The sequence below is a fragment of the Gaoshiqia hydrogeniformans genome (assembly GCF_049347105.1).
Classification (GTDB): domain Bacteria; phylum Bacteroidota; class Bacteroidia; order Bacteroidales; family Prolixibacteraceae; genus Gaoshiqia; species Gaoshiqia hydrogeniformans.
Map to the genome: position 1 here is coordinate 1,606,227 of NZ_CP186334.1, position 19,372 is coordinate 1,625,598.

The 19,372-nt window shown below is 44.9% G+C and carries 12 protein-coding genes and 1 pseudogene; 1 reads left to right on the forward strand and 12 read right to left on the reverse strand.

The window, feature by feature from the left end; translation table 11 throughout:
* Positions 1 to 2: 2 nt before the first annotated feature.
* The 6 genes from ACOIT5_RS06500 to ACOIT5_RS06525 all read right to left on the reverse strand — a co-directional run bounded on the left by ACOIT5_RS06500 (position 3) and on the right by ACOIT5_RS06525 (position 7,194).
* Positions 3 to 2,438 (reverse strand): ABC transporter permease, encoded by a 2,436-nt coding sequence (locus ACOIT5_RS06500; protein ID WP_423129663.1) that lies wholly within the window; start codon positions 2,436 to 2,438, stop codon positions 3 to 5.
* Positions 2,439 to 2,467: 29 nt separating this feature from the next.
* Entirely contained in the window at positions 2,468 to 3,157 is a 690-nt protein-coding gene (locus tag ACOIT5_RS06505; RefSeq protein WP_423129664.1) for an ABC transporter ATP-binding protein, read from the reverse strand.
* Between the two features lie 94 nt (positions 3,158 to 3,251).
* Positions 3,252 to 3,683, reverse strand: a complete 432-nt coding sequence (locus ACOIT5_RS06510; protein ID WP_423129665.1) for an endonuclease domain-containing protein — start codon at positions 3,681 to 3,683, stop codon at positions 3,252 to 3,254.
* Positions 3,684 to 3,728: 45 nt separating this feature from the next.
* Complete coding sequence (locus ACOIT5_RS06515; protein WP_423129666.1) at positions 3,729 to 6,098, reverse strand: ABC transporter permease; 2,370 nt, start codon at positions 6,096 to 6,098, stop codon at positions 3,729 to 3,731.
* 186 nt (positions 6,099 to 6,284) lie between these two features.
* A complete protein-coding gene (locus tag ACOIT5_RS06520) occupies positions 6,285 to 6,644 on the reverse strand; it encodes a hypothetical protein (protein WP_423129667.1) in 360 nt (119 codons plus the stop codon).
* The gene (locus ACOIT5_RS06525) at positions 6,634 to 7,194 is read right to left on the reverse strand and encodes an RNA polymerase sigma factor (protein WP_423129668.1); all 561 of its coding nucleotides are present in this window, start codon (positions 7,192 to 7,194) and stop codon (positions 6,634 to 6,636) included. Before ACOIT5_RS06525 ends, ACOIT5_RS06520 begins: the two co-directional genes overlap by 11 nt.
* A 157-nt stretch (positions 7,195 to 7,351) precedes the next feature.
* Between ACOIT5_RS06525 and ACOIT5_RS06530 the strand changes: the two genes are divergently transcribed.
* Complete coding sequence (locus ACOIT5_RS06530; protein ID WP_423129669.1) at positions 7,352 to 7,759, forward strand: DUF6249 domain-containing protein; 408 nt, start codon at positions 7,352 to 7,354, stop codon at positions 7,757 to 7,759.
* A 74-nt stretch (positions 7,760 to 7,833) separates the two neighbouring features.
* Here the strand turns inward: ACOIT5_RS06530 and ACOIT5_RS06535 are convergent, their stop codons facing one another.
* From ACOIT5_RS06535 to ACOIT5_RS06560, 6 genes and pseudogenes are all read right to left on the reverse strand, one after another.
* Positions 7,834 to 10,182 carry an ABC transporter permease gene (locus ACOIT5_RS06535; RefSeq protein WP_423129670.1) on the reverse strand — a complete coding sequence of 783 codons (2,349 nt, stop codon included), beginning with the start codon at positions 10,180 to 10,182 and terminating at the stop codon, positions 7,834 to 7,836.
* A gap of 241 nt (positions 10,183 to 10,423) precedes the next feature.
* Entirely contained in the window at positions 10,424 to 12,751 is a 2,328-nt protein-coding gene (locus ACOIT5_RS06540) for an ABC transporter permease (protein ID WP_423129671.1), read from the reverse strand.
* Positions 12,752 to 12,799: 48 nt separating this feature from the next.
* On the reverse strand, positions 12,800 to 13,801 hold the full coding sequence (locus ACOIT5_RS06545) for a DUF4097 family beta strand repeat-containing protein (protein ID WP_423129672.1): 1,002 nt from the start codon (positions 13,799 to 13,801) through the stop codon (positions 12,800 to 12,802).
* Between the two features lie 140 nt (positions 13,802 to 13,941).
* Positions 13,942 to 16,329 (reverse strand): ABC transporter permease, encoded by a 2,388-nt coding sequence (locus tag ACOIT5_RS06550; protein WP_423129673.1) that lies wholly within the window; start codon positions 16,327 to 16,329, stop codon positions 13,942 to 13,944.
* 85 nt (positions 16,330 to 16,414) lie between these two features.
* Entirely contained in the window at positions 16,415 to 18,805 is a 2,391-nt protein-coding gene (locus ACOIT5_RS06555) for an ABC transporter permease (protein WP_423129674.1), read from the reverse strand.
* Between the two features lie 81 nt (positions 18,806 to 18,886).
* Positions 18,887 to 19,369 (reverse strand): annotated as a pseudogene (locus ACOIT5_RS06560) (GxxExxY protein).
* Between the last annotated feature and the right edge of the window lie 3 nt (positions 19,370 to 19,372).

Here is a 19,372-nt window from a genome sequence, read left to right on the forward strand (position 1 = left end):
ACTTATTCGTATTGAAGCACGTCCCGCAGGTTCATCCGAAAAACCCGCCGGGCCAGGATCAGGATTACCGAAAAGATCATCAGCGACAAAAGCAGCGTTGGCAGCACAAAAAACCAGATATGCAGGTCGATGCGATAAATGTAGGTTTCCAGAAACCAATGTTGATACCCGTAAAATGAAAGAGGAACAGCCACCACAACGGCTACGGCAAATTGCAGCATCAGTTGTTTCGACAACAACCCCGCCACTTGGTTCATTTCGGCGCCCAGCGCCTTCCTGATCCCGAGTTCCTTCAGGTTCTGGTTGATGGTGATTAAGATCAAACCAATCATACCGATGACGGCGATGAAAATAGCCAGAGCCGAAAATAAGGTAAATACCGATGCAAAGGTGTTGTCGGGCTTCAGGTCGAGCCGCATCTTATCGTCGAGCGAAAAATATTCAAACGGCTGATCGGGGTACACCGTCTCGTACAGGGATCGTAATTTGGGTATCAGCGAAGCAAAAGCGCCGGCCGGCATACTTCCGGGCTTAAGGGTGATAAAGGTTTTTTGCCGGTCGCTCAGCGAGATAACGGTTGGCACCGGCTCTGTTTTTACCGACTTATAATGAAAATCATCGACCACCCCGATCACCAGCCATTCGCGGTCGGGCCCGTTTACCACCACCTGGTTTACCACGTCTTCGGGCTTGCTGTAGCCCAAACGTTCCATCGCCAGTTTGTTCATCAGAATCGTTTGCCGGCTCGCCTGTTCATTTTCATGAAACTTTCGCCCGGCAAGTAGTTTGATGTTGTAAAAGTCGACGAACCGGTCGTCGGCAGCAATCAGGAAATAGGCCTTCGTGTCTGTTCCGTCGTACCCTTTACGGCGTCCCGAAAACCAGTTATTGATTTCCTGGCCGGGAATGTCGGAAGAAAAGGTAAAGTCGCTCACCTCGGGCAATTCGAGCGCCCGGTTTTTAAACAACATCAGCTTGCCGGCCCGCACATCTTCCTGGTCGGCTGTTCGCGGCGCCCGGACCACCAGGCCAGAATGATAATCGACACCCATTTCTTTTTTCATTAAAAACGAAGCCTGCCGGAAGGTCACCAGGGTACCGGTGAGCAAGGCGATTGAAATGATAAACTGAACGGTAATTAACCCTTTGCGGAACGTCAGTCCTTGTGCCGTATTCTTAAATTTTCCCTTTAAAACAGCAACCGGTTTGTACGACGAAAGCGCCAGGGCCGGATATAAACCTGATGTTGCAATTCCGACGGCAAATACCAATAAACCGGTGCGGATAAAGCCGGGCTCAGCCCATAAATTGAAATCGCGGATATTGGTTACCGACTTAAAGAACGGATTGATCAGCAAAAACAACAACAGGGTGATCGCCAGGCAAGCCAGGTTAAAAAGAAGGGCTTCTGAAAGAAACTGACTGACCAGACTGATTTTCCGGGCGCCGTTTATTTTCCGGATACCGATTTCGCGCGCCCTTTCCAACGACAGGGCGGTCACCAGGTTGATGTAATTGATCCAGGCAACCACGAGCAGAAAAACGGCAAACCCGAAAAGTATATTCATAATTTTCGGATTGCCGGGCTGTTCGGTTTCGTATTCGATGTTCGAGTACAAATGGATATCGGGAATGGGCTGAAGAAAATACTGATCGCGCGTTTGGCTGGCCTCCAGGCCCGCAAGATAGTTTTGGGCAACCATGTCGGGCAGAGCCCGCTTGCAAAACTCTTCGTGATTGACCCCCGGCGCCAGTAAAATGTAGGTATGGAACCCATCGAACGACCAGTTGGCGTACAGACCCGGCCGGCTTGCCAAATAGGTTTCGAGCGAAAACAGAAAATCGGTTTGAAGGTGCGAATTAGCGGGAATATTTTTGTAAACCGCCGTAACCGTATAATTCTCGGTCCCGTTTACCTTTAGTATTTTGCCCAGGGGATTGTCGCCGGCAAAATACCGTTGGGCAGCCCGCTCCGAGATCGCCACCGTATTGGGTTGATCGAGGCACGATTTTGTTCCCCTGATCAGGGGAATTGTAAATAAGCTGAAGATTGAACCGGTTGAATTGTATGTCTTTTCTTCGTTGAAAAAAACCTTGTCGCCCACAACATTTTCGGCGGTTACCGAAATATTGTATTTTCTTGTAATGACAGCCCAATCCTGCACCTCGCTGTAGTTTTCCTGCAACCATTTTCCCGAAGGGAAAAATGAATTGGCCGTTTTCCACTGAAGTTTCCCATGCTGGTAACGATCATAAACAAGCCGGCACAGGCGGGAGCCGTTTTCGTGATAACGGTCGAAACTGCGTTCAAAAAAAACATATTCAAAAATGAACAGCGAGCTCAGAATACCGATGGTTAATCCAACGGCATTGATGACGGAGATGACAGTGTGTTTTCGCAGGTTACGGAAAAAGATCTTCAGAAAGTTCAGGTTCATCTCAGTTATTTTTATTTTCATTGCCAGGTTCAGGCCGATTCATATCTTTTCGGATGATCTTCCCGCATCATCCCGTCTTCGAGGCGGATGATGCGTTTTCCGTAACCGGCAAACTTCTCGTTGTGGGTCACCTGGATGATGGTCATTCCTTCCCGGTTTAATGTTCTCAGCACGTCCATAATCATTTCGCCCTGCGTTGAATGCAGGTTTCCGGTAGGTTCGTCGGCCAGCAGCAATTTGGGTTTGCCGACAATGGCGCGCGCGATGCCCACCAGTTGCTGCTGCCCGCCCGAAAGCTGCGCCGGGAACAAATCTTTTTTGGCCACCATGTTGAAGCGGTCGAGCAGGTCGGCCACCATCGCCTGACGGTCGCGGCTTTTCACCCCCTTATATATCAGCGGGGTTTCTATGTTTTCATACACGGTCATTTCCTCAATGAGGTGGTAGGCCTGGAAAATAAAGCCTATGAAGTTGCGGTGGTATTCCACCTTTGCCTTTTCTTTCAGGCCGAGCACAGAGCTGCCGAACAATTCATACCCGCCTTCCGATGGTTCATCGAGCAAACCAATGATGTTCAGCAAGGTGGATTTTCCGGAACCGCTGGGCCCCATCACGCTGACAAATTCACCTTCAGTTACCGCGAGATTAATGTCTTTTAATACAAAGGTTCGTTGAAATCTGGAATCGTAGTATTTGTCGATGTGCGATAGTTTGATCATATCATGTGTTTAAATTAATTGTCTGAATCAGGATTTTACTCATACCGCAATGCCTCCACCGGGTTACGCATGGCGGCCTTCCAGCTTTGCCAGCTTACTGTTTCACCCCTAAATCCCCTGAAAGAGGACTTAAAAGCTCCGCTCTGCGCCTCTTGCATGTTTCAACTAATTGGTCTTTCACCCGGTCAAAATCTTTTTCAATTTCTTCATTCGTGAAGCGAACAACCTTTATTCCCCATTCATTCAGTTCTGCTTCCCTCCCAAGATCATATGCAGCCTGTTGTTTTGATTTATGGATGCCTCCGTCGACTTCGATCACCAATCTCAGCGGATGGCAATAAAAGTCCGCAATAAAAATATCAACCGGATGTTGCGGTCTGAATCGAAATCCCAACATTTTCCTTCCCTTTAACTCTTCCCAAATCTTTAGTTCCGAAGGCGTCATATTCTCCCTCATAAATTTTGCCCTCTCAAAAATTATTGGTTTGGCATTATAAAACATCGAAACATTGTCGCTTATACTCATCCGTTTTCTTTTAAAGCCCCTTTCAGGGGTTTGGGGTGAAAAATTTTACTCATACCGCAACGCCTCCACCGGGTTACGGGTGGCAGCTTTAATTGTTTGATAACTGGTGGTTAGTAAAATAATAACAAAGAGTATCCCTGCGCCCAGGCCAAACACCCAGGGTTGCACATGCAGTTTATTGGCGCCCGGGATCCATTCGTACACCCACCAGGCTGCAGGTATGGCCACCAGCAAGGCAAAAAACAGCAGGACAAAATATTCGCGACTCAGCAGGTAAAAGATGTTGACGGAAGTGCTTCCGTTGATTTTGCGTACGCCTATTTCCTTGGTCCGGCGGAAAACAGTGAACGAAACCAGGCCCAACAAGCCGATCATGGCCAAAAAGATATTAAAGACCGTAAAAAACAGGATGGTACGATTAACTGCATGATAAATTTTAAAGCTGTTTTCGTTGGCAAAGGCCATTGGCAGGTCGTTAAATTCGAAGGGATCGTTCGGAAAGGCTGCTTCGAACTCGCGGGCCAGGATCGTTTTAGCTTCCTGGTAACTGGGTGGGTCGACCCGGAAAGCAAAAGTCCAGGTGCCGGTAATTTCCTCGGGGGCCAAAACCAGGATGGATGGCTCAATGCCATTGTGCATATCCTTGTAAATGTAATTTTTCACTATGCCAACCACTGTAAGCCGGTTATTATTCAGCCGTTTGCCAATGGGGTCGTCCCAGCCGAAACACTGGGCCGCAGTTTCGTTAATCAGGCAGGCTTTGCCCGCATCGCCCGGGAACGAGCGTGAAAAATCGCGCCCGGCAATCAGCGAAATACCCATATTCCGTACATAGTCGTAGCCAACATCATTAAACCGGCAATTGATCTTTTCGTCCTGATCGGCCCCTTCCCAGTTAGTCATCCCGCCGCCGAAGCTGACAAACGGGATGTGTTTTGACATGGAAGCGTCAATTATTTCGGGGTGTTGCAGCAAACGGTCGCGCAACTGGCTGAAGTTTGTCCCGCTTTTCGAGACCGTCATCTTCGTGTAAAGCATATTTTCCTTGTTAAACCCCAAATCTTTTTGGGCCAGATGTCTGATTTGCAGTGAAAGCGACAGCGTGATTAAAATCAGGAAAACGGAAATGGCAAACTGGGAGGTAACCAGCGCTTTTTTCAGGCTGAATTTTTCACGGCCCTTACCAAATAATTCACCTTTAAACAACGACACGATTTTATTGGATGATAAAAACACGGCCGGGTAAATACCCGATAAGAACCCGACTCCCAGTGAAATCAGGATGGTTAGCCCGATAAACGGCCAATGGCCCGAAAAGCCGAAATCGAGTTGGCGGCCAACAATCCCGGCAAAAACCGGGAGGAAAAGGACAACCAGTAAAAAGGCCAATCCCAGGGCAAGCAGTGCAATGAGCATGGTTTCGCCTAAAAATTGCACCAGGAGCGTTAGCCGGGTACTGCCGCTTACTTTTTTCACGGCGACTTCTTTTCCGCGGGTAGAAGCATTCGCTGTAGTCAGGTTAATGTAGTTGAATGCCGACATCATCAGGATAAACAGACCAATCAAGCCGTACAACAGCAGTACTACGTAGTAGTGGCCATTCCCGTTGAAATCGAGGTAAAGCAAATTCATCGGGCACAGTTGGAGTTCTTCGAATTCAGCACCGCGAAATCCGGCGAAAACGGGTTTTATTTTTTGCTCAAGCAACTTGTAATCTACGTCGGGTCTGAGCAGGGTAAAAGTCATGCAATCGCCGGTGTAGAGGTCGCTCCGGCTGATACCGTCGGTTTGCTTTAAGGTTGAAAATGAGATGAGGTAATTGGGCCGTATCGTCGTATTATCGGGCAAATCGGCGTAAACACCCGTCACTTTCAGGTCGAACTTCTTCTCAAGAGTGACGGTTTTTCCTAAAGCCTTTTCGCCGGGAAAGAGCTTTTCGGCTAATGTTTCCGACAACATCATGCTGAATGGTTCCGCTAAGGCATGTTGCCGGCTGCCCTCAATAAAATGATAAGTAAATACGTCGAGATAGCAACTGTCGGCACAAATCCCTTCGTTTTCGTAAACCTGACGTTCGGGAACAGAGGCCAGGAATTTGCCGCCATACTCCCGGATTACCGTCACCTTTTCAAATTCGGGAAACTGTTTTTCGAGCAATTGGGCCGTAACGGGGCGCGAATGCGGCGAAATATCGTTCCCGTCCATGGCATACCTGGTTTTGGCATAATGACGCTGCACCCGGTAAATCCGGTCGTAGTTGGCGTTAGCCTTGTCCCAGCACAATTCGTGCTGAATGAACAGCCCGATCAGGATAAAAGCGGTGAAACCCAGGGCCAGCCCGAAAACATTGATGAGTGAATACCCTTTGTGTTTTAAAAGGTTTCGGACCGAGATTTTAAAAATGGTGCGGAACATGGTCAATTAATTTTTTTTACAATCTGAACCCCGGGGCCAAAAAAAATGCCACATTACCAATGCCTTGACTATTCGTGATTTAACAACAGCTGCATCCCATCATTCTATCAAAATATTTGACAGGCAATGTCAAATATTTTGACACAAATGCCTCGAATCCGCCACTTCGGAGTTTAGCCGTCCAACTTAATTGTATCCCATCTTCTTCATGATCTTCCGGAACTGGTGGTCGAGCCCAAGCAGCAGTAATACCAAAACAGCGATAAAAAAGCAGCCGGTATACAAGGGGTTGTATTCGAACCGGATCCGGCGGGTATCTGAAAAAAGATGAAGGAGGTTAAACGAGAAGAAATACTCCAGCACAAAAAAAGCGCCCCCGACCAGGACGAGCGAAACAGCGCCCGCCAACAGCAGGCTCAGGTAATAAGCCCGTCGGCTTTTCTTTTCCCTTTCTGCAAGGACGCGGTTCATAACCTGTTCTTCAAATCCGTCAGACAGCTCGCCGGTTCGTTGAACCAGGGTTTTTATCAGCGCTTTATCTTTCATGGTTCTTGTTGTTAATCAAAAATACAATCTTTTTCCTAACCCGGAATAGTTTTATTTTGACGTTATCGGCGCTCAGAGCAGTAATATCCGACAGCTCTTTCACCGATTTACCCTGCGTGTAATAGAGCGAAATCAGCGCTTTATCTTCCGGGTTTAGTTGTTCCACAGCCGCCTCGATCTGTTGCATCATCGTCTCGTCGTCCTCCCGGTCGAGCAGTTCATCCACGGTTTCGTCGGGAATGTTGTCAAGCGCCTTGTCGTCGATATCGGGGTACCGCAGCTTTTTTTTACGGGTGTACGAAATCGTCGTGTTATAGGCGATGCGGTACAACCAGGTGGACAAGCCTGAGCCTCCCCGAAAAGAATCCAGCCGGCCGAAAGCTTTAACGAAAACATCCTGGGCCAGCTCCTCCGCATCTTCCCGGCACGGAATCATTTGCCGGATTAAAGCATGAACCGGACGCTGATAACGCTTCAGCAGAACGGAGTACGCCCTCGGCTCTCCGTCCAGCACACGTTTGATCAGGTCAGTTTCATTCAGGTGCTCCATATTATGTGCTTTGACGCATACGTACGGGCTTGGTTACAACCTGCGGCAAACCCGTTCAGACAAAAAAAACCTCCCGCCTGTTGACGGGTGTAACCAAATTCCGGGGCCGGCGTCCAACCTCACAAAGAACAAAATTATTGATTTAAAAATTACCGCTATGATGGACTTTATTACGATTCCGCTGGTTGTCGGAATGATTACACTGGGCATTTATAAATTGTTTGAACTGTTTGTACACCGCAAAGAACGGCTCACGATGATTGAAAAGATCGGATCGACTTTCGATGCTTCGATGGTACAAAACAAATTCAATTTCCCCGAAAAAAACCGGCCGGTATTTGGCACGCTCAAGATTGCCTGTTTACTGCTGGGGGTTGGCCTGGGGCTGTTGCTTGGGTTTGTGCTTTCACACTCTTTGGGGCTAAACGATTTGTTGGATGGTAACCACTATATCAGGGAAACGGTTGGCGTTATTTACGGCGCTTCGGTTTTGCTTTTCGGTGGCATCGGTTTACTGATTGCTTTCATCCTGGAAATGAAGTATTCGAAAAAGCCGGGAGAATAAAGTTCCCGCTCCCATCCGTCAAAAAAAGGTTCTTTTTCCTGTTAAAAGCCTCTGCCGGCTTACGGTGGAGGCTTTTATTCATACCGCAGCGCCTCCACCGGATTGCGGGTAGCCGCTTTCCAGCTTTGCCAGCTAACTGACATGAGAGCGATCAGCAAGGCTGCCAGGCCGCTAATCAGGAAATAGCCGGCGTGCAACGAAATCCGATCCATATAATGACTTAGCCAATGCTGCATGACCCAAAATCCCGCTATTGCCGCAATAAAGCAGGAAATGAAAATAAGAACCACAGTTTGGCGCAACAAAATAACCATCACTTCGGCGACAGAACTTCCGGAAACCTTCCGGATACCGATTTCTTTGGTGCGGCGGTTCACATTCATGACAGACAAGGCCATCAAACCGATGAAGCTGATCAGGATCGCCAGAAAACTGCCGGCAGAAATCAGTTTCATCATTCTCTGTTCCTTGTCAAACTTTGATGAATAGGTGTTGGTCAGCAAGAAGTAGCTGAAAATAAAATCAGGATCATACTGTTTCAACACTGCGGTTACTTGTTGTTGTTGTTCGGGTGTAAACTCACTTTTAAGTCGCAGGTACAGCACCGATACTTCGTCTGAATAATCAGTGAGGACCAGGGGTGCAACCAATTCGCCCGGGCGATCTTCGTAATAGAAGTCCTTCACTACGCCAATTACTTCCATCGGTCTGCCATGCATCTGGACCTGCGAACCCACAGGATCAGACAATCCCAAAAGCTTTGCTGCCGCTTCGTTTAAGATAACATTCATCCCGTCCCCGGTTTTCCTGAAAAAACGGCCATCGACTAACTGTAGTTTCATGGTTTCTGCAAAACCAGGTTGAACACGATATTGGTTGATTGACAAATACTCTCCCGGATCACCGTATTTTTTAATACCTTGCCCGCTGCTTCCACCTCCCATATCATGCCGAGAGACACCAATATTTTCAATGAACGGGAAACGGGCCAATTCTCCTTCAATACTTTTGAAATTCTTCTTTATTTCAGAATTAAAACCATCGAGCCCCACGACGTGCTCCGGAGAAAATCCCAAAGGCAGGTTTTTCAGGTGCCTGAGTTGTGCGTAAACGATGGACAGCGAACTGAGCAGGAAGATGGTGATAGCAAACTGTACCAGAACAGTGACTGTTGAAAAGTTGCTTTTGCGTTTTAGCTGGTCGCTTTTCCCTTTTAAGCCGTTCACCAGGTTCACCCGCGAAAGATAAAAGCTGGGATAGGCACCTGAAACCAGGATCAGAAAAGCCAAAAAAACCAGGATCAGGAGCAAGCCTGAAGCAGTGTAAAGATCGGACACCCGGACAGGGCTTTGCATTAATTCTTCGAAATAAGGCTGAGCGACCCTGATGAGGATGAGTGCAATCAAAAAAGCCATCGCTCCGATTAATCCGGTTTCGGTATAAAACAGCCGTGCCAGTGCCCGGCGATCAGCTCCCAGCGATTTGCGCGAAGCAATTTCGGCAATCCGCTTTTCGCCGTGCAACACGTAAAGGTTGATGTAATTTACAAGGGCAATAATCAGGATAAAAATGGCAATCCCCGCGATGCTTATGATTTGGGTGAAATCAGCTTTATCTGACAAATCAAAATCAACTTTTGAACGAAGATGCAAATTCCCAAGCAGTTCGGTTCCCGATTCGGTCTGTAGATTGAAGTTCTCACCCCAGGGCTTGAGCAATTCATCATTTAAAGAAGCAATCCGGCTTCCTGCTTTTTCAATATTTGCATTTCCCCCGATCAGAAAATAAGTGAAATACTCGAGCCCGCCACTATAATTCCCCGGATCGATGGTCTCCATAGAAGCCAGTATATCAAAGCTAAAATGAGTAGCGTGCGGCAGGTCTTCCACAACCCCGGTCACAATAAACCTCTGATCAGACACCGTTACAACTTGTCCGACACAATCGGTTTTGCCAAAGATCTTTTGAGCTACCGACCGTGTGAGTACCACCGAGTTTTTCGAGTCAAGTGCGGTCGATGTGTCCCCGCTTAACAAATGGAGTCCGAAAACCCGGAAGAAAGCCGGATCGGCATACAGTAAATTCAGGGAAGGAAAAATATTTTTATTACTTTTCACATTCACATTCCAGCCCCTGAGAATCTGTGTAGCTGCCTCTACTTCCGGGACTTTAGAAGGAATTTCTGTATAGGCCTTCCGGGTACAAATGCCGTAAACCTGGGTTTGATTTTGTTCTGTAACTTTGTTGTACAACCTCAACACCCGGTCTTTAGTTGCAAAGTGCTGATCATAACTGATCTCGTGTCTGAGGTAAACCATGAGCAACAGCACGGCTGCGAGACCAAAAGCCAGCCCGGGCAAACCTACCATGATCAGAAAGGGATTCCGCTTAAACATCCGGAAAATGAAATGAAGGTTTTTCATCTTTTCTGATTTCTACTTATCGTTATTTATTATTTATACCATCAATCTTGCCTGCTAACTGTCTGAACTATGATTCGCCTGATTTCATGACGGACTTTGATCATAGTATGATGTAAGCTGCCAGAGTGAAGGAAATCATTTGTCACACCGGTTCTTCCTATACTCAGTTCCCTGTTTGCCATCCCGGTGCCTTCTAAAATCATACTAATCTTTTAATCATATAAATCATAGTTCAGACTTTTTATTCATACCTCAGTGCCTCCACCGGATTGCGGGTAGCCGCTTTCCAGCTTTGCCAGCTCACCGTGAGCAGGGCAATAGCGATAGAAATCACAACAGCATAAAGGAAAACCCACAAATTCAGGTCAATGCGATTCGTGTAATTTTGCAACCAGCGGTTCATGATGAACCAGGTGGCCGGAATGGCAATTGCACTGGCTGTCAAACCGGAAATTACGAAAGGTTTGATTAGTTTTAAGATGATCGACGTTTCGTTTTCGCCCATACACTTGCGAACACCAATTTCCTTGGTTTTTTGTTCAGTAAGAAACATAACCACTCCCAACAAGCCCAGGCACAAAACAATCAGGGCAAATGCCAGGAATATGCCGACCAGTTTTTTCAGGTTGGCCTCCGAATTTATCAGCTTTTCAAACTCATCGTTTATAAATCCGTATTGAAGCGGGAAGTCGGGTTCTATCAAGGTGCAGATTTTGCTGATGCTTTTTATGGTTTTGTCGAAATGATTGGTATTTAACCTGATGATCAGATAACGTGTTGACCAGTCACCGACCTGCTGAATGGCCATTGGCCGGCACAATTCCGAAAGTGAGTTGTACTGAATGTTATCGATTACCCCAACAATCTGATGATTTTGCCCATAAGCATTCAAGGTTTTCCCAACAAAGCTGTCCCAGCCAATTACATCGGCAAATGCCTTATTGATCACAATTCCCTTACGGTCGTTGCTAAAGTAGTTACCTTCAGTTAGCCTGGCTTCGAGCGTTTTCACCATGTCTTCATCAGTTTCCCAATTGGTGACCAAGGGTTTAAAATTCGGATCTTTTCCTTCCCAACTCCATCCTTCTCCATTGCTTCCGACCACAACAGGCAAAAATGAGGTTGCTGTAGCCGAACTGACCTCGGGCAAACGTTTAATTTCCTCTTTCAGCGTTTGAGCCCTCTCGTTGAGTTTGCCTTCAAGCGTTACGTAGATCAACTGTTCTTTATTGAACCCGATGTCCATTTTTTGCAGGAACAAGGTTTGTTTTGTAATGATCAGGGTTGAAGTAAGCAAAATGATCGATACCGCAAAAATGGTTACAACCAGCGAGTTTCGCAGTAAACCTTTGTTCTTAACCGAGCAGAAACCCGATTTGAGCGTTTCGCTGACCGAGAACGATGAGAGGAAAAAAGCGGGATAGCTTCCGGCCAGCGCCACAGTGCACAGATAGATCAGAATAAACATGCCGAAAGGAAGAGGCGTAAATAACGACGAAAAACCAATTTGTTTCCCAATCAAGTTATTGAAAAACGGCAGTCCGGCAATGGCAATCAGCAGTGCGGCACCAAACGCGAGCAAACAGATAATGGCTACATCAGAGTAGATGAGCCTGATAATGTTGGCGCGGGTTGCTCCAATCGATTTCCGGAACCCGGTCTCTTTAGCCTGTTTAGTCGACCGGGCTGTAGTCAGGTTGATGAAATTAAGGGTTGCCGCAAGCAAAACCATTAAACCGATCAGACTGAATATTTTTACATGACGAATGTTTTTTTGTTCATACAAATATTCCCTTTTAAATGGATAGGCCCTCAGATAGTTGGTCGATTCGGGTATTTCTTTCTGGATACGGCCTGTAATCGTCGAAGCAATTTTGTCGAAGCCGTCAGGCGATTTCAACAGTCCGAAAGTGATAAAGGCATTGTTGTACCAGGTATTTAATACATCATCTCTCCCCCAGATTACCTTCAGATTTTGAACAGGCACTACAGCATCAAACTGAATTGACGAGTTATCCGGAATATCTTTAACCACGCCGGCAACTGTCAGATCGGCCGTATTGTTGAAACGAACAATCTTTCCAACTGGATTGGTGTTTCCGAAAAACCTGGCGGCAACTGTTTTTGTCAGGACAATTTGATTCGGATCATTGAGCTCGCCTTTGCTCCCATACACAAACGGAAACGAGAAAATGTCGAACAACGAGACATCGGCATAAGCCGTTTTAAGGATGCTTCTTTTTTCTCCAAAAGAAACAAGGTGCTCGAAATATTCGGCCGGCAGGTAACGGCAAGAATTTTCCACCTCGGGATATTCTTCTTTCAGGGCAGGGGCCACCGCCGGCGGACAGCCTCTGAAATCTATTTTCGCAGTCCCTCCTTCGAGGTAAGCATGGACCACAAAAATGCGATCAATATTTTTATGAAAGCGGTTGAAACCCGTTTCATCGTTTACCCAAAAGAAGATATAAACTACACAAACCAAACCAACTACCAATCCGGCAATACCAAGCGTAGTTGCAGTTTTGCTTTTCTTTAGTTTTCTAAATGTCAATAAAATGTTTTTCATGTTTCCTGAAGTCTGTTGTTTTCTGAAAATGTTAGGCAAACATTTCGTTTAATCGTCGAACCGCACATGAATGTTTCCGCCAGAAGAACGCATATAAACGGGGATTCCGCCGTTATTCACCGTTCCTTTTACACGGTCTTTTTCGGCTTTCCCCGAGAAATTATGAAGATCAATATTTACTTTTTCTGAGCTTAGGTCCAGGTCGAGGCCAAGCCGGTCGCCATTTTTGATGACTGCATCAACTCCGCCACCACTGGATTCCAGGTATAATTCTTTGTTTAACCCGGAAATATTAATACGCACGGAGCCACCGCTGGATTTGGCTTTCACAGAGCCGGCTTCTCCGGTGACACTCACACTACCCCCGCTGCTGCCTGCGTCAACATGGCCGTGAATATCGGTCAGGCGCACCCCGCCGCCCGAACTGTTGGCAAAAACGTTGCCATGTGCACCCTCCAACGTAACGCCACCACCACTGGAGCTTAAGCGGATATCTCCTTGCTGGTTGATCACATGCACGCCGCCGCCCGACGAGCTTGCCTTCGTGTTTCCGGTAATATTCTCCAACTTTACTCCGCCCCCACTGCTCGTAAAATGATGGGTGCCTGCTACATTTGAAATCTTTAACCCGCCGCCGCTTGATGATACATTGCACGACATTTCGCGGGGCACGATGATTGTTAACGAAATACCCGCGTTTTTCCGGAAATTGAAATTTCCTTTGCGCTCTACATTTGCAGTAACAACCGAACCGTTCTTCGCGATCTCCAGGTCAAAATCTTTCAGAACGTCTTTAACCATTGGATCTAATGGAGATAAAACCGAACCGTTTTTCCGGATAAATAGTTGTACCACTACTTTATTCTGATCATGGGTTTTTACCTCTATTCCCCCTCCCGATGATTTGGCGTTGAGTGTGCCCGGCTGATCCAGATCAAAGGTTTTTGTCATGGAAGGGGTCTTGTTTTCCTGGGCAATTCCATTGTACGAAAGCAGCGCTACCAGCATTGCAATCATCGTGTACATGCTTAAACTTATTCGATTTTTCATTGTAAAACTTATTTAGATGTTTAACCAGAACTGGTGATCAGAAAAGTATCACTTTTGTTTAGGCGTATATTTCTGACAAAAGTTACAAGTACAACCCAATTTTTAATGGTCAAAATCAGCATGGCCCAAATTCAAACATCTTATTCATACCGTAGCGCCTCCACCGGATTGCGGGTAGCCGCTTTCCAGCTTTGCCAGCTAACTGTTAACAGCGCAATTCCCAGCGCCAGCAGTCCGGCCAGGGCAAAGATCCACCAACTCAATTCCGTTTTATAAGCGAAGTTTTCGAGCCATTTCGTCATGGCATACCAGGCAACAGGGGTGGCGATAACAAATGCAACCACTACCCACTTCACAAAGTCTTTGTTGAGCATGGCCAATATTTCGGATATTTTTGCGCCGTTCACTTTTCGGATGCCGATTTCTTTTCTTCGTTGATCTGCTGAATGCAAAGCAAGTCCAAAAAGTCCAAGGCATGCGATTAGGATGGCCAGAATACTGAAATAGCCGAATATCAGATTGATTCTACGTTCAGATGAATAAAGCTGATCATAGGTTTGATCTAAGAAATGTATATCAAAAGGAGCGTCTGAATTAAGGCTCTTCCACGTTTTTTCAATAAACGAGAGGGTTTCGGCCTGTTTCGCTCCATTCAGTTTCATCAGCATGACCCCTGTTAAACCAGCTTCTTCCTGGATATTCTTCATGATGTGATAGACCTGCGGATTGGGCTTTTCGTGCAACGATTTGAAATTGGTGTTTTTGATGACTCCCACTATTGTTCCTGACTTGTTCCAGGATGCGAACTTCTTTCCAATCGGCGATTCCAGACCAGTTTGTTTAACCGCTTCTTCGTTTAAAATAAAAGCATTGGAAGCATCACCCGGGAAAGCTTCAGAAAAGCTCCGGCCAGCCAACAGCCCAATGTTGAGTTCTTCAAAATACTGATAATCAACACCGGTTAATTCCATCATTACTTCTTGCCCGGGTTTCTTATCGTCCCAGTAAAAATCAACAAGGTTGCGGAGTGTAGTTGTTGGAAGACAATCTTTTGCCGATACAGCCAAAATATCCGGGTTTTTTAAAAGTACCTCTTTCATTGTTTGATACCGGCCGGCTGCATTTCCTGGAATGGGTGCATAAACGATATTTTCTTTTTGAAAGCCCAGTTTTTTATCCTGAATGTAATGTAACTGCCGGTACACGGTGAATGTAGATGCTACAAGAATAATTGAAATCGAAAACTGAAAGATGACCAGTGAAGACCTCAGCTTACTGGTCTTGATGGCGCCAAATACCTGACCCCTCAACGTGTTTACCGGATTATGTGAGGAAAGGCTGAATGCGGGGTAAAACCCAGCAAACAAAGTAGTAAATAGCAAAATTGCTAGATAAGAGACGATGTTTTGGGGATGATCAACAACAAGCGTTTTTCCGCTGATCTGATTGAACCAGGGCAATAACAGATTGACCACGACAATTGCAACTACCAGTGCAATAAGGCTTATCACGAAAAATTCACCTATAAACTGTTTTCTGAGCTGATTGCTGGATGAGCCCATCACCTTTTTCAATCCGTTTTCACGTGTTCTTTTGCCTGATTGGGCAATTGAAAGATTCATGAAATTGACGCAAGCAAGAAGGAGAATAAGTAATGCGATGCACGAAAAAATGTAAACCGTATTGCGATCCTCAACAACAGTAAAATCGCCTAAAAAGTGATGATTCGAGATGTCGGCACTCAGATGGATTTGCGACAAAGGTTGAAGCTCGAATTTATTCCAGAAAGTGAGTAATTGTGAAGGTAATTTATCCTTTGCTATCTGATTGATTTTTTGGTTGGTCGCAGCAATATTCGCTTCGGGTGCAAGTTGCAGGTACGTTGTATAATTAAATGCGCCCCAATTATTTACATCGGATGGCATGATTGCTTCCAGGAGGCAAAAAGGCAATACAAAATCGAATTTCAGGTGCGAATTCTTAGGAATGTCTTTTATCACCCCAGTCACAACCGATGCGTTTTTCCCGTCAATATTGATGGTTTTGTTAATCAGGTCATTGTTGCCAAAGTATTTTTTAGCCAACGTTTCAGTGATGATTACATTGGAAGAGGCAGAAAGTGCGGTTTCCGGATCTCCTTCTATCAAAGGAAAATCGAAAATGGTAAAAAATTGTGGGTCAACAACAATTCCATTTTCTTCGTGAAAAATATTCGTTTCTTCCTGAAAAATGACGTTGGGAAGTTTAAAAATACGGGTGAAACTGACAATTTCAGGAACTTTCACAGTTATCTCCGGTGCAAGCAGTGCCGGAGTACGCGAATTTTTACCGTCTTTATCCTCCTGAACCACCCGGTAGATTTGGTTTCCATTTTTATGAAATTTATCAAAGTTCACTTCGTTTTGAACCCACAACAGAATTAAAATGGTGCAGGTAATTCCGATGGAAAGCCCGAAAATGTTGATGAAAGAAAAGGTTTTATTCTTCAACAGGTTTCGGATTGCTATTTTCAGATTGTTAGAATACATGGTAACTCCTCCTTTAATTTATTTTCGGGAAATTGATATATTTCACTCATATCTCAGCGCCTCATCCCGAGCAATCGGTATCTCGTCACTCATATCTGAGTGCCTCCACCGGGTTTCGCGTAGCCGCTTTCCAGCTTTGCCAGCTAACTGTTAACAGCGCAATTCCCAGCGCCAGCAAACCGGCCAGCGCAAATATCCACCAGCTTAATTCTGTTTTATAGGCGAAGTTCTCCAGCCATTTCGTCATGGCATAACAGGCAACAGGGGTGGCGATAACAAATGCAACCACTACCCACTTCACAAAGTCTTTGTTGAGCATGGCCAATATTTCGGATATTTTTGCGCCGTTCACTTTGCGGATGCAGATTTCATTGACTCGCTGTTGTATGGTAAAAATGATCATCCCTAAAATACCAAGCACCGAAAGAAAAATAGCAACAGCCGAAAGGATGGTCGTGATTTTAGCTGTATTAATTTCGGCTGTGTAATTATTGTTTATCCTGTCATCCATAAACTGATATTTGAAAGGCAAAACCGGCTCTGCTTCTTTCCATGTCTGTTCAATTTGTCGGAGTGTAGACTGATAATCGCCTTTTTCCAAACTGATAATAATATTATGATACCCCCAGGGCCTGATAAAATACATAATAGGTTTTGAAGCTTCCTTCAGGGTGAAATATTGCATGTCTTCAACCACACCAATAATTTCCATCTCATTATTGGGAGTATAGGCGTTATTCTGCACCACAAGTTTTTGTCCTATGGGGTCAGTGAGGTTCAGCGCTTTTACAGCCGATTCGTTGATTACTACACCCATTTGTTCATCGTATAAAATATTTTTGTCGAAGTTCTTCCCTTTTATAATATTGGCGCCAACGGCAGGGATAAAATCATGGTCAACTGTGATTTGCCCCAGATCGACTTTTGATTCTTTTTCAAAGCCGGGCAACCATACAGGGGTGAAGTTATTAATATAGTCCGCAGGTGCATTTTGGGTGACTGCAACACTTTTGATTGTCGGAATAGCAGAAAGTTTCTCTTTAAATAAATCGTAACGCTGGTTCATCTTCTCACTGTAAGGATTAATCACTACAAGTGTGTTTTCCTGATCAAATCCGGTTTTTGCTTTAGTGATCAGATGCAGTTGTTTGTAAATAATTAGGGTGGACGCAATCAAAATGATGGCAATAACTAACTGGAAAGTGACCAGCGATCCCCTTACCATGAAATGTTTTTTTTGTTTGTGCAGATTTAAAATGATTGACCGGTTTTTGAGCAATTCGGTGGTTTTAAATGATTGCATAAAAAGGACAGGGTAAATGACCGACAGTGATGTGATTGCAATCAGAATAATGCCAACGGTTAAGGATACCAGTAAATGAGGATTTAAGTTTTTTCCACTCAGATTATTGAGAAGAGGCAACAACAAATAGACCATGAAAATAGCAACAGTCATTGATATTAGGAGAAAAAACAAAGTCTCGCCCACTTGAAATGAAATGACAGAAAACTCAGTAGCGCCATTTATCTTTCTGATGCTGTTTTCTCTTACTTTACGCTGATAACTGGCCGTAAGCACATTAATGTAATTGGCTATGGCTATTCCTAAAATCAATAAGGCAATGGTAATAAAACCATATACTACTTTTATATCTCCTTTTATAGCATTATCCCATCGCGTGCCAACTGACCGCAGATGAATATTGGCAAGCGGTTCGAGCTCCATCCCGAATTCAATATTTTCCTCCTCGATTCCATTTCCTTCAGCAAACAGTTTGGTAATTTGTGTTTCAATCTTGCTTTTATCTGCCTTTGGCAGTACTGTAAAATAGTAATTAAATGCCGATATATACCACTTGGTCATGAGGTCACTATTTATGATGTTGTAGCTTGATACAGGAGCTAGAAAGTTCATGGCAAAGTGCGATTGTTCAGGAAGGTCTTTCACCACTGCCGCAATGTTGAAATTATGATTGTCAGTCTGAATAATCTTCCCAAGCGGATCTGATTTACCAAAGTACTTTCGGGCTATAGACTGACTGATTATCAGGTTAAATGGTTTGCTTAATGCATCTTCAGAATTGCCTAACAGAAATTCGAAATCGAATATTTCCAGAATCTCAGGATCACCAAAAAGAAACTTATCAGAAACATAAACCTGATTGTTAATTACAATATTGCGCTCCCCCATAAAAGTCTGAAGCCTTGCAACCTTTTCAATATTTGTTACCTTATCCATTTGACCATGGAGAATGGCAGGAAAATTACAACTCGTTACGCATTTGTCTTTCGCCTGCATATTTAAACGATAAATGCTGTCAAACTTTGAGAAGTGCCTGTCAAAGGCAAACTCATCGGTGACAAAAAGGTAAATCAGTGTCACGCATGTAAATGCAATAACAAAATTGATGAGGATATAAAAGCTTGACTGGCTTTGTTTAAAAAGATTTCGCCCTATTAGTTTCAGATTATTCATATCATGATATGTTTTAAAATGGGTTATTCGTGCCTCAATGTATCAATCATACCTGCGGTCCGATCTCCGCCTCCTCACTACTCATACCTCAACGCCTCTACCGGATTTCGGGCGGCGGCCTTCCAATTGTCTGAACTTTGATTTGTCTGATTTCATGATTGACTTTGATTTCTTATTCATGACCCGTTTAAATTCGAGGCACTTGCTCCCGAAATTTATGAGCAATCCGACTTCCATGTTATAGGCTTCCAGATAATTAATTGCTTGCGCCAGATTGACATCTTCAAGTTGTATGATTGCTTTTATTTCAACCATAACCTGCCCTTCCACAAAAAAGTCAACCCTCCTGGTCCCAATCTACTGTCCTTTGTAAAAGAGAGGCATCTCGAATTCCCGTTCAAAAGCAAGGCCCAAAATAGAAAATTCAATAGCCAGCGCTCTTTGGTAAATAACTTCCTGAAAGCCATTTCCCAAATGCTTATGTACCTCAATGGCACATTTTATAATCTTACCCGTCAATTCAGATAAAGGATACTTTTCATTCGTGTAGTCGTTTTCACTCATGTC

Excerpts from the sequence above, each read along its gene's own strand:
- ACOIT5_RS06500 (WP_423129663.1), bottom strand. The coding sequence starts at position 2,438 with ATGAACCTGAACTTTCTGAAGATCTTTTTCCGTAACCTGCGAAAACAC.
- ACOIT5_RS06515 (WP_423129666.1), bottom strand. The coding sequence starts at position 6,098 with ATGTTCCGCACCATTTTTAAAATCTCGGTCCGAAACCTTTTAAAACAC.
- ACOIT5_RS06510 (WP_423129665.1), bottom strand. The coding sequence starts at position 3,683 with ATGAGTATAAGCGACAATGTTTCGATGTTTTATAATGCCAAACCAATA.
- ACOIT5_RS06525 (WP_423129668.1), bottom strand. The coding sequence starts at position 7,194 with ATGGAGCACCTGAATGAAACTGACCTGATCAAACGTGTGCTGGACGGA.
- ACOIT5_RS06540 (WP_423129671.1), bottom strand. The coding sequence starts at position 12,751 with ATGAAAAACATTTTATTGACATTTAGAAAACTAAAGAAAAGCAAAACT.
- ACOIT5_RS06530 (WP_423129669.1), top strand. The coding sequence starts at position 7,352 with ATGATGGACTTTATTACGATTCCGCTGGTTGTCGGAATGATTACACTG.
- ACOIT5_RS06535 (WP_423129670.1), bottom strand. The coding sequence starts at position 10,182 with ATGAAAAACCTTCATTTCATTTTCCGGATGTTTAAGCGGAATCCCTTT.
- ACOIT5_RS06550 (WP_423129673.1), bottom strand. The coding sequence starts at position 16,329 with ATGTATTCTAACAATCTGAAAATAGCAATCCGAAACCTGTTGAAGAAT.
- ACOIT5_RS06505 (WP_423129664.1), bottom strand. The coding sequence starts at position 3,157 with ATGATCAAACTATCGCACATCGACAAATACTACGATTCCAGATTTCAA.
- ACOIT5_RS06555 (WP_423129674.1), bottom strand. The coding sequence starts at position 18,805 with ATGAATAATCTGAAACTAATAGGGCGAAATCTTTTTAAACAAAGCCAG.
- ACOIT5_RS06520 (WP_423129667.1), bottom strand. The coding sequence starts at position 6,644 with ATGAAAGATAAAGCGCTGATAAAAACCCTGGTTCAACGAACCGGCGAG.
- ACOIT5_RS06545 (WP_423129672.1), bottom strand. The coding sequence starts at position 13,801 with ATGAAAAATCGAATAAGTTTAAGCATGTACACGATGATTGCAATGCTG.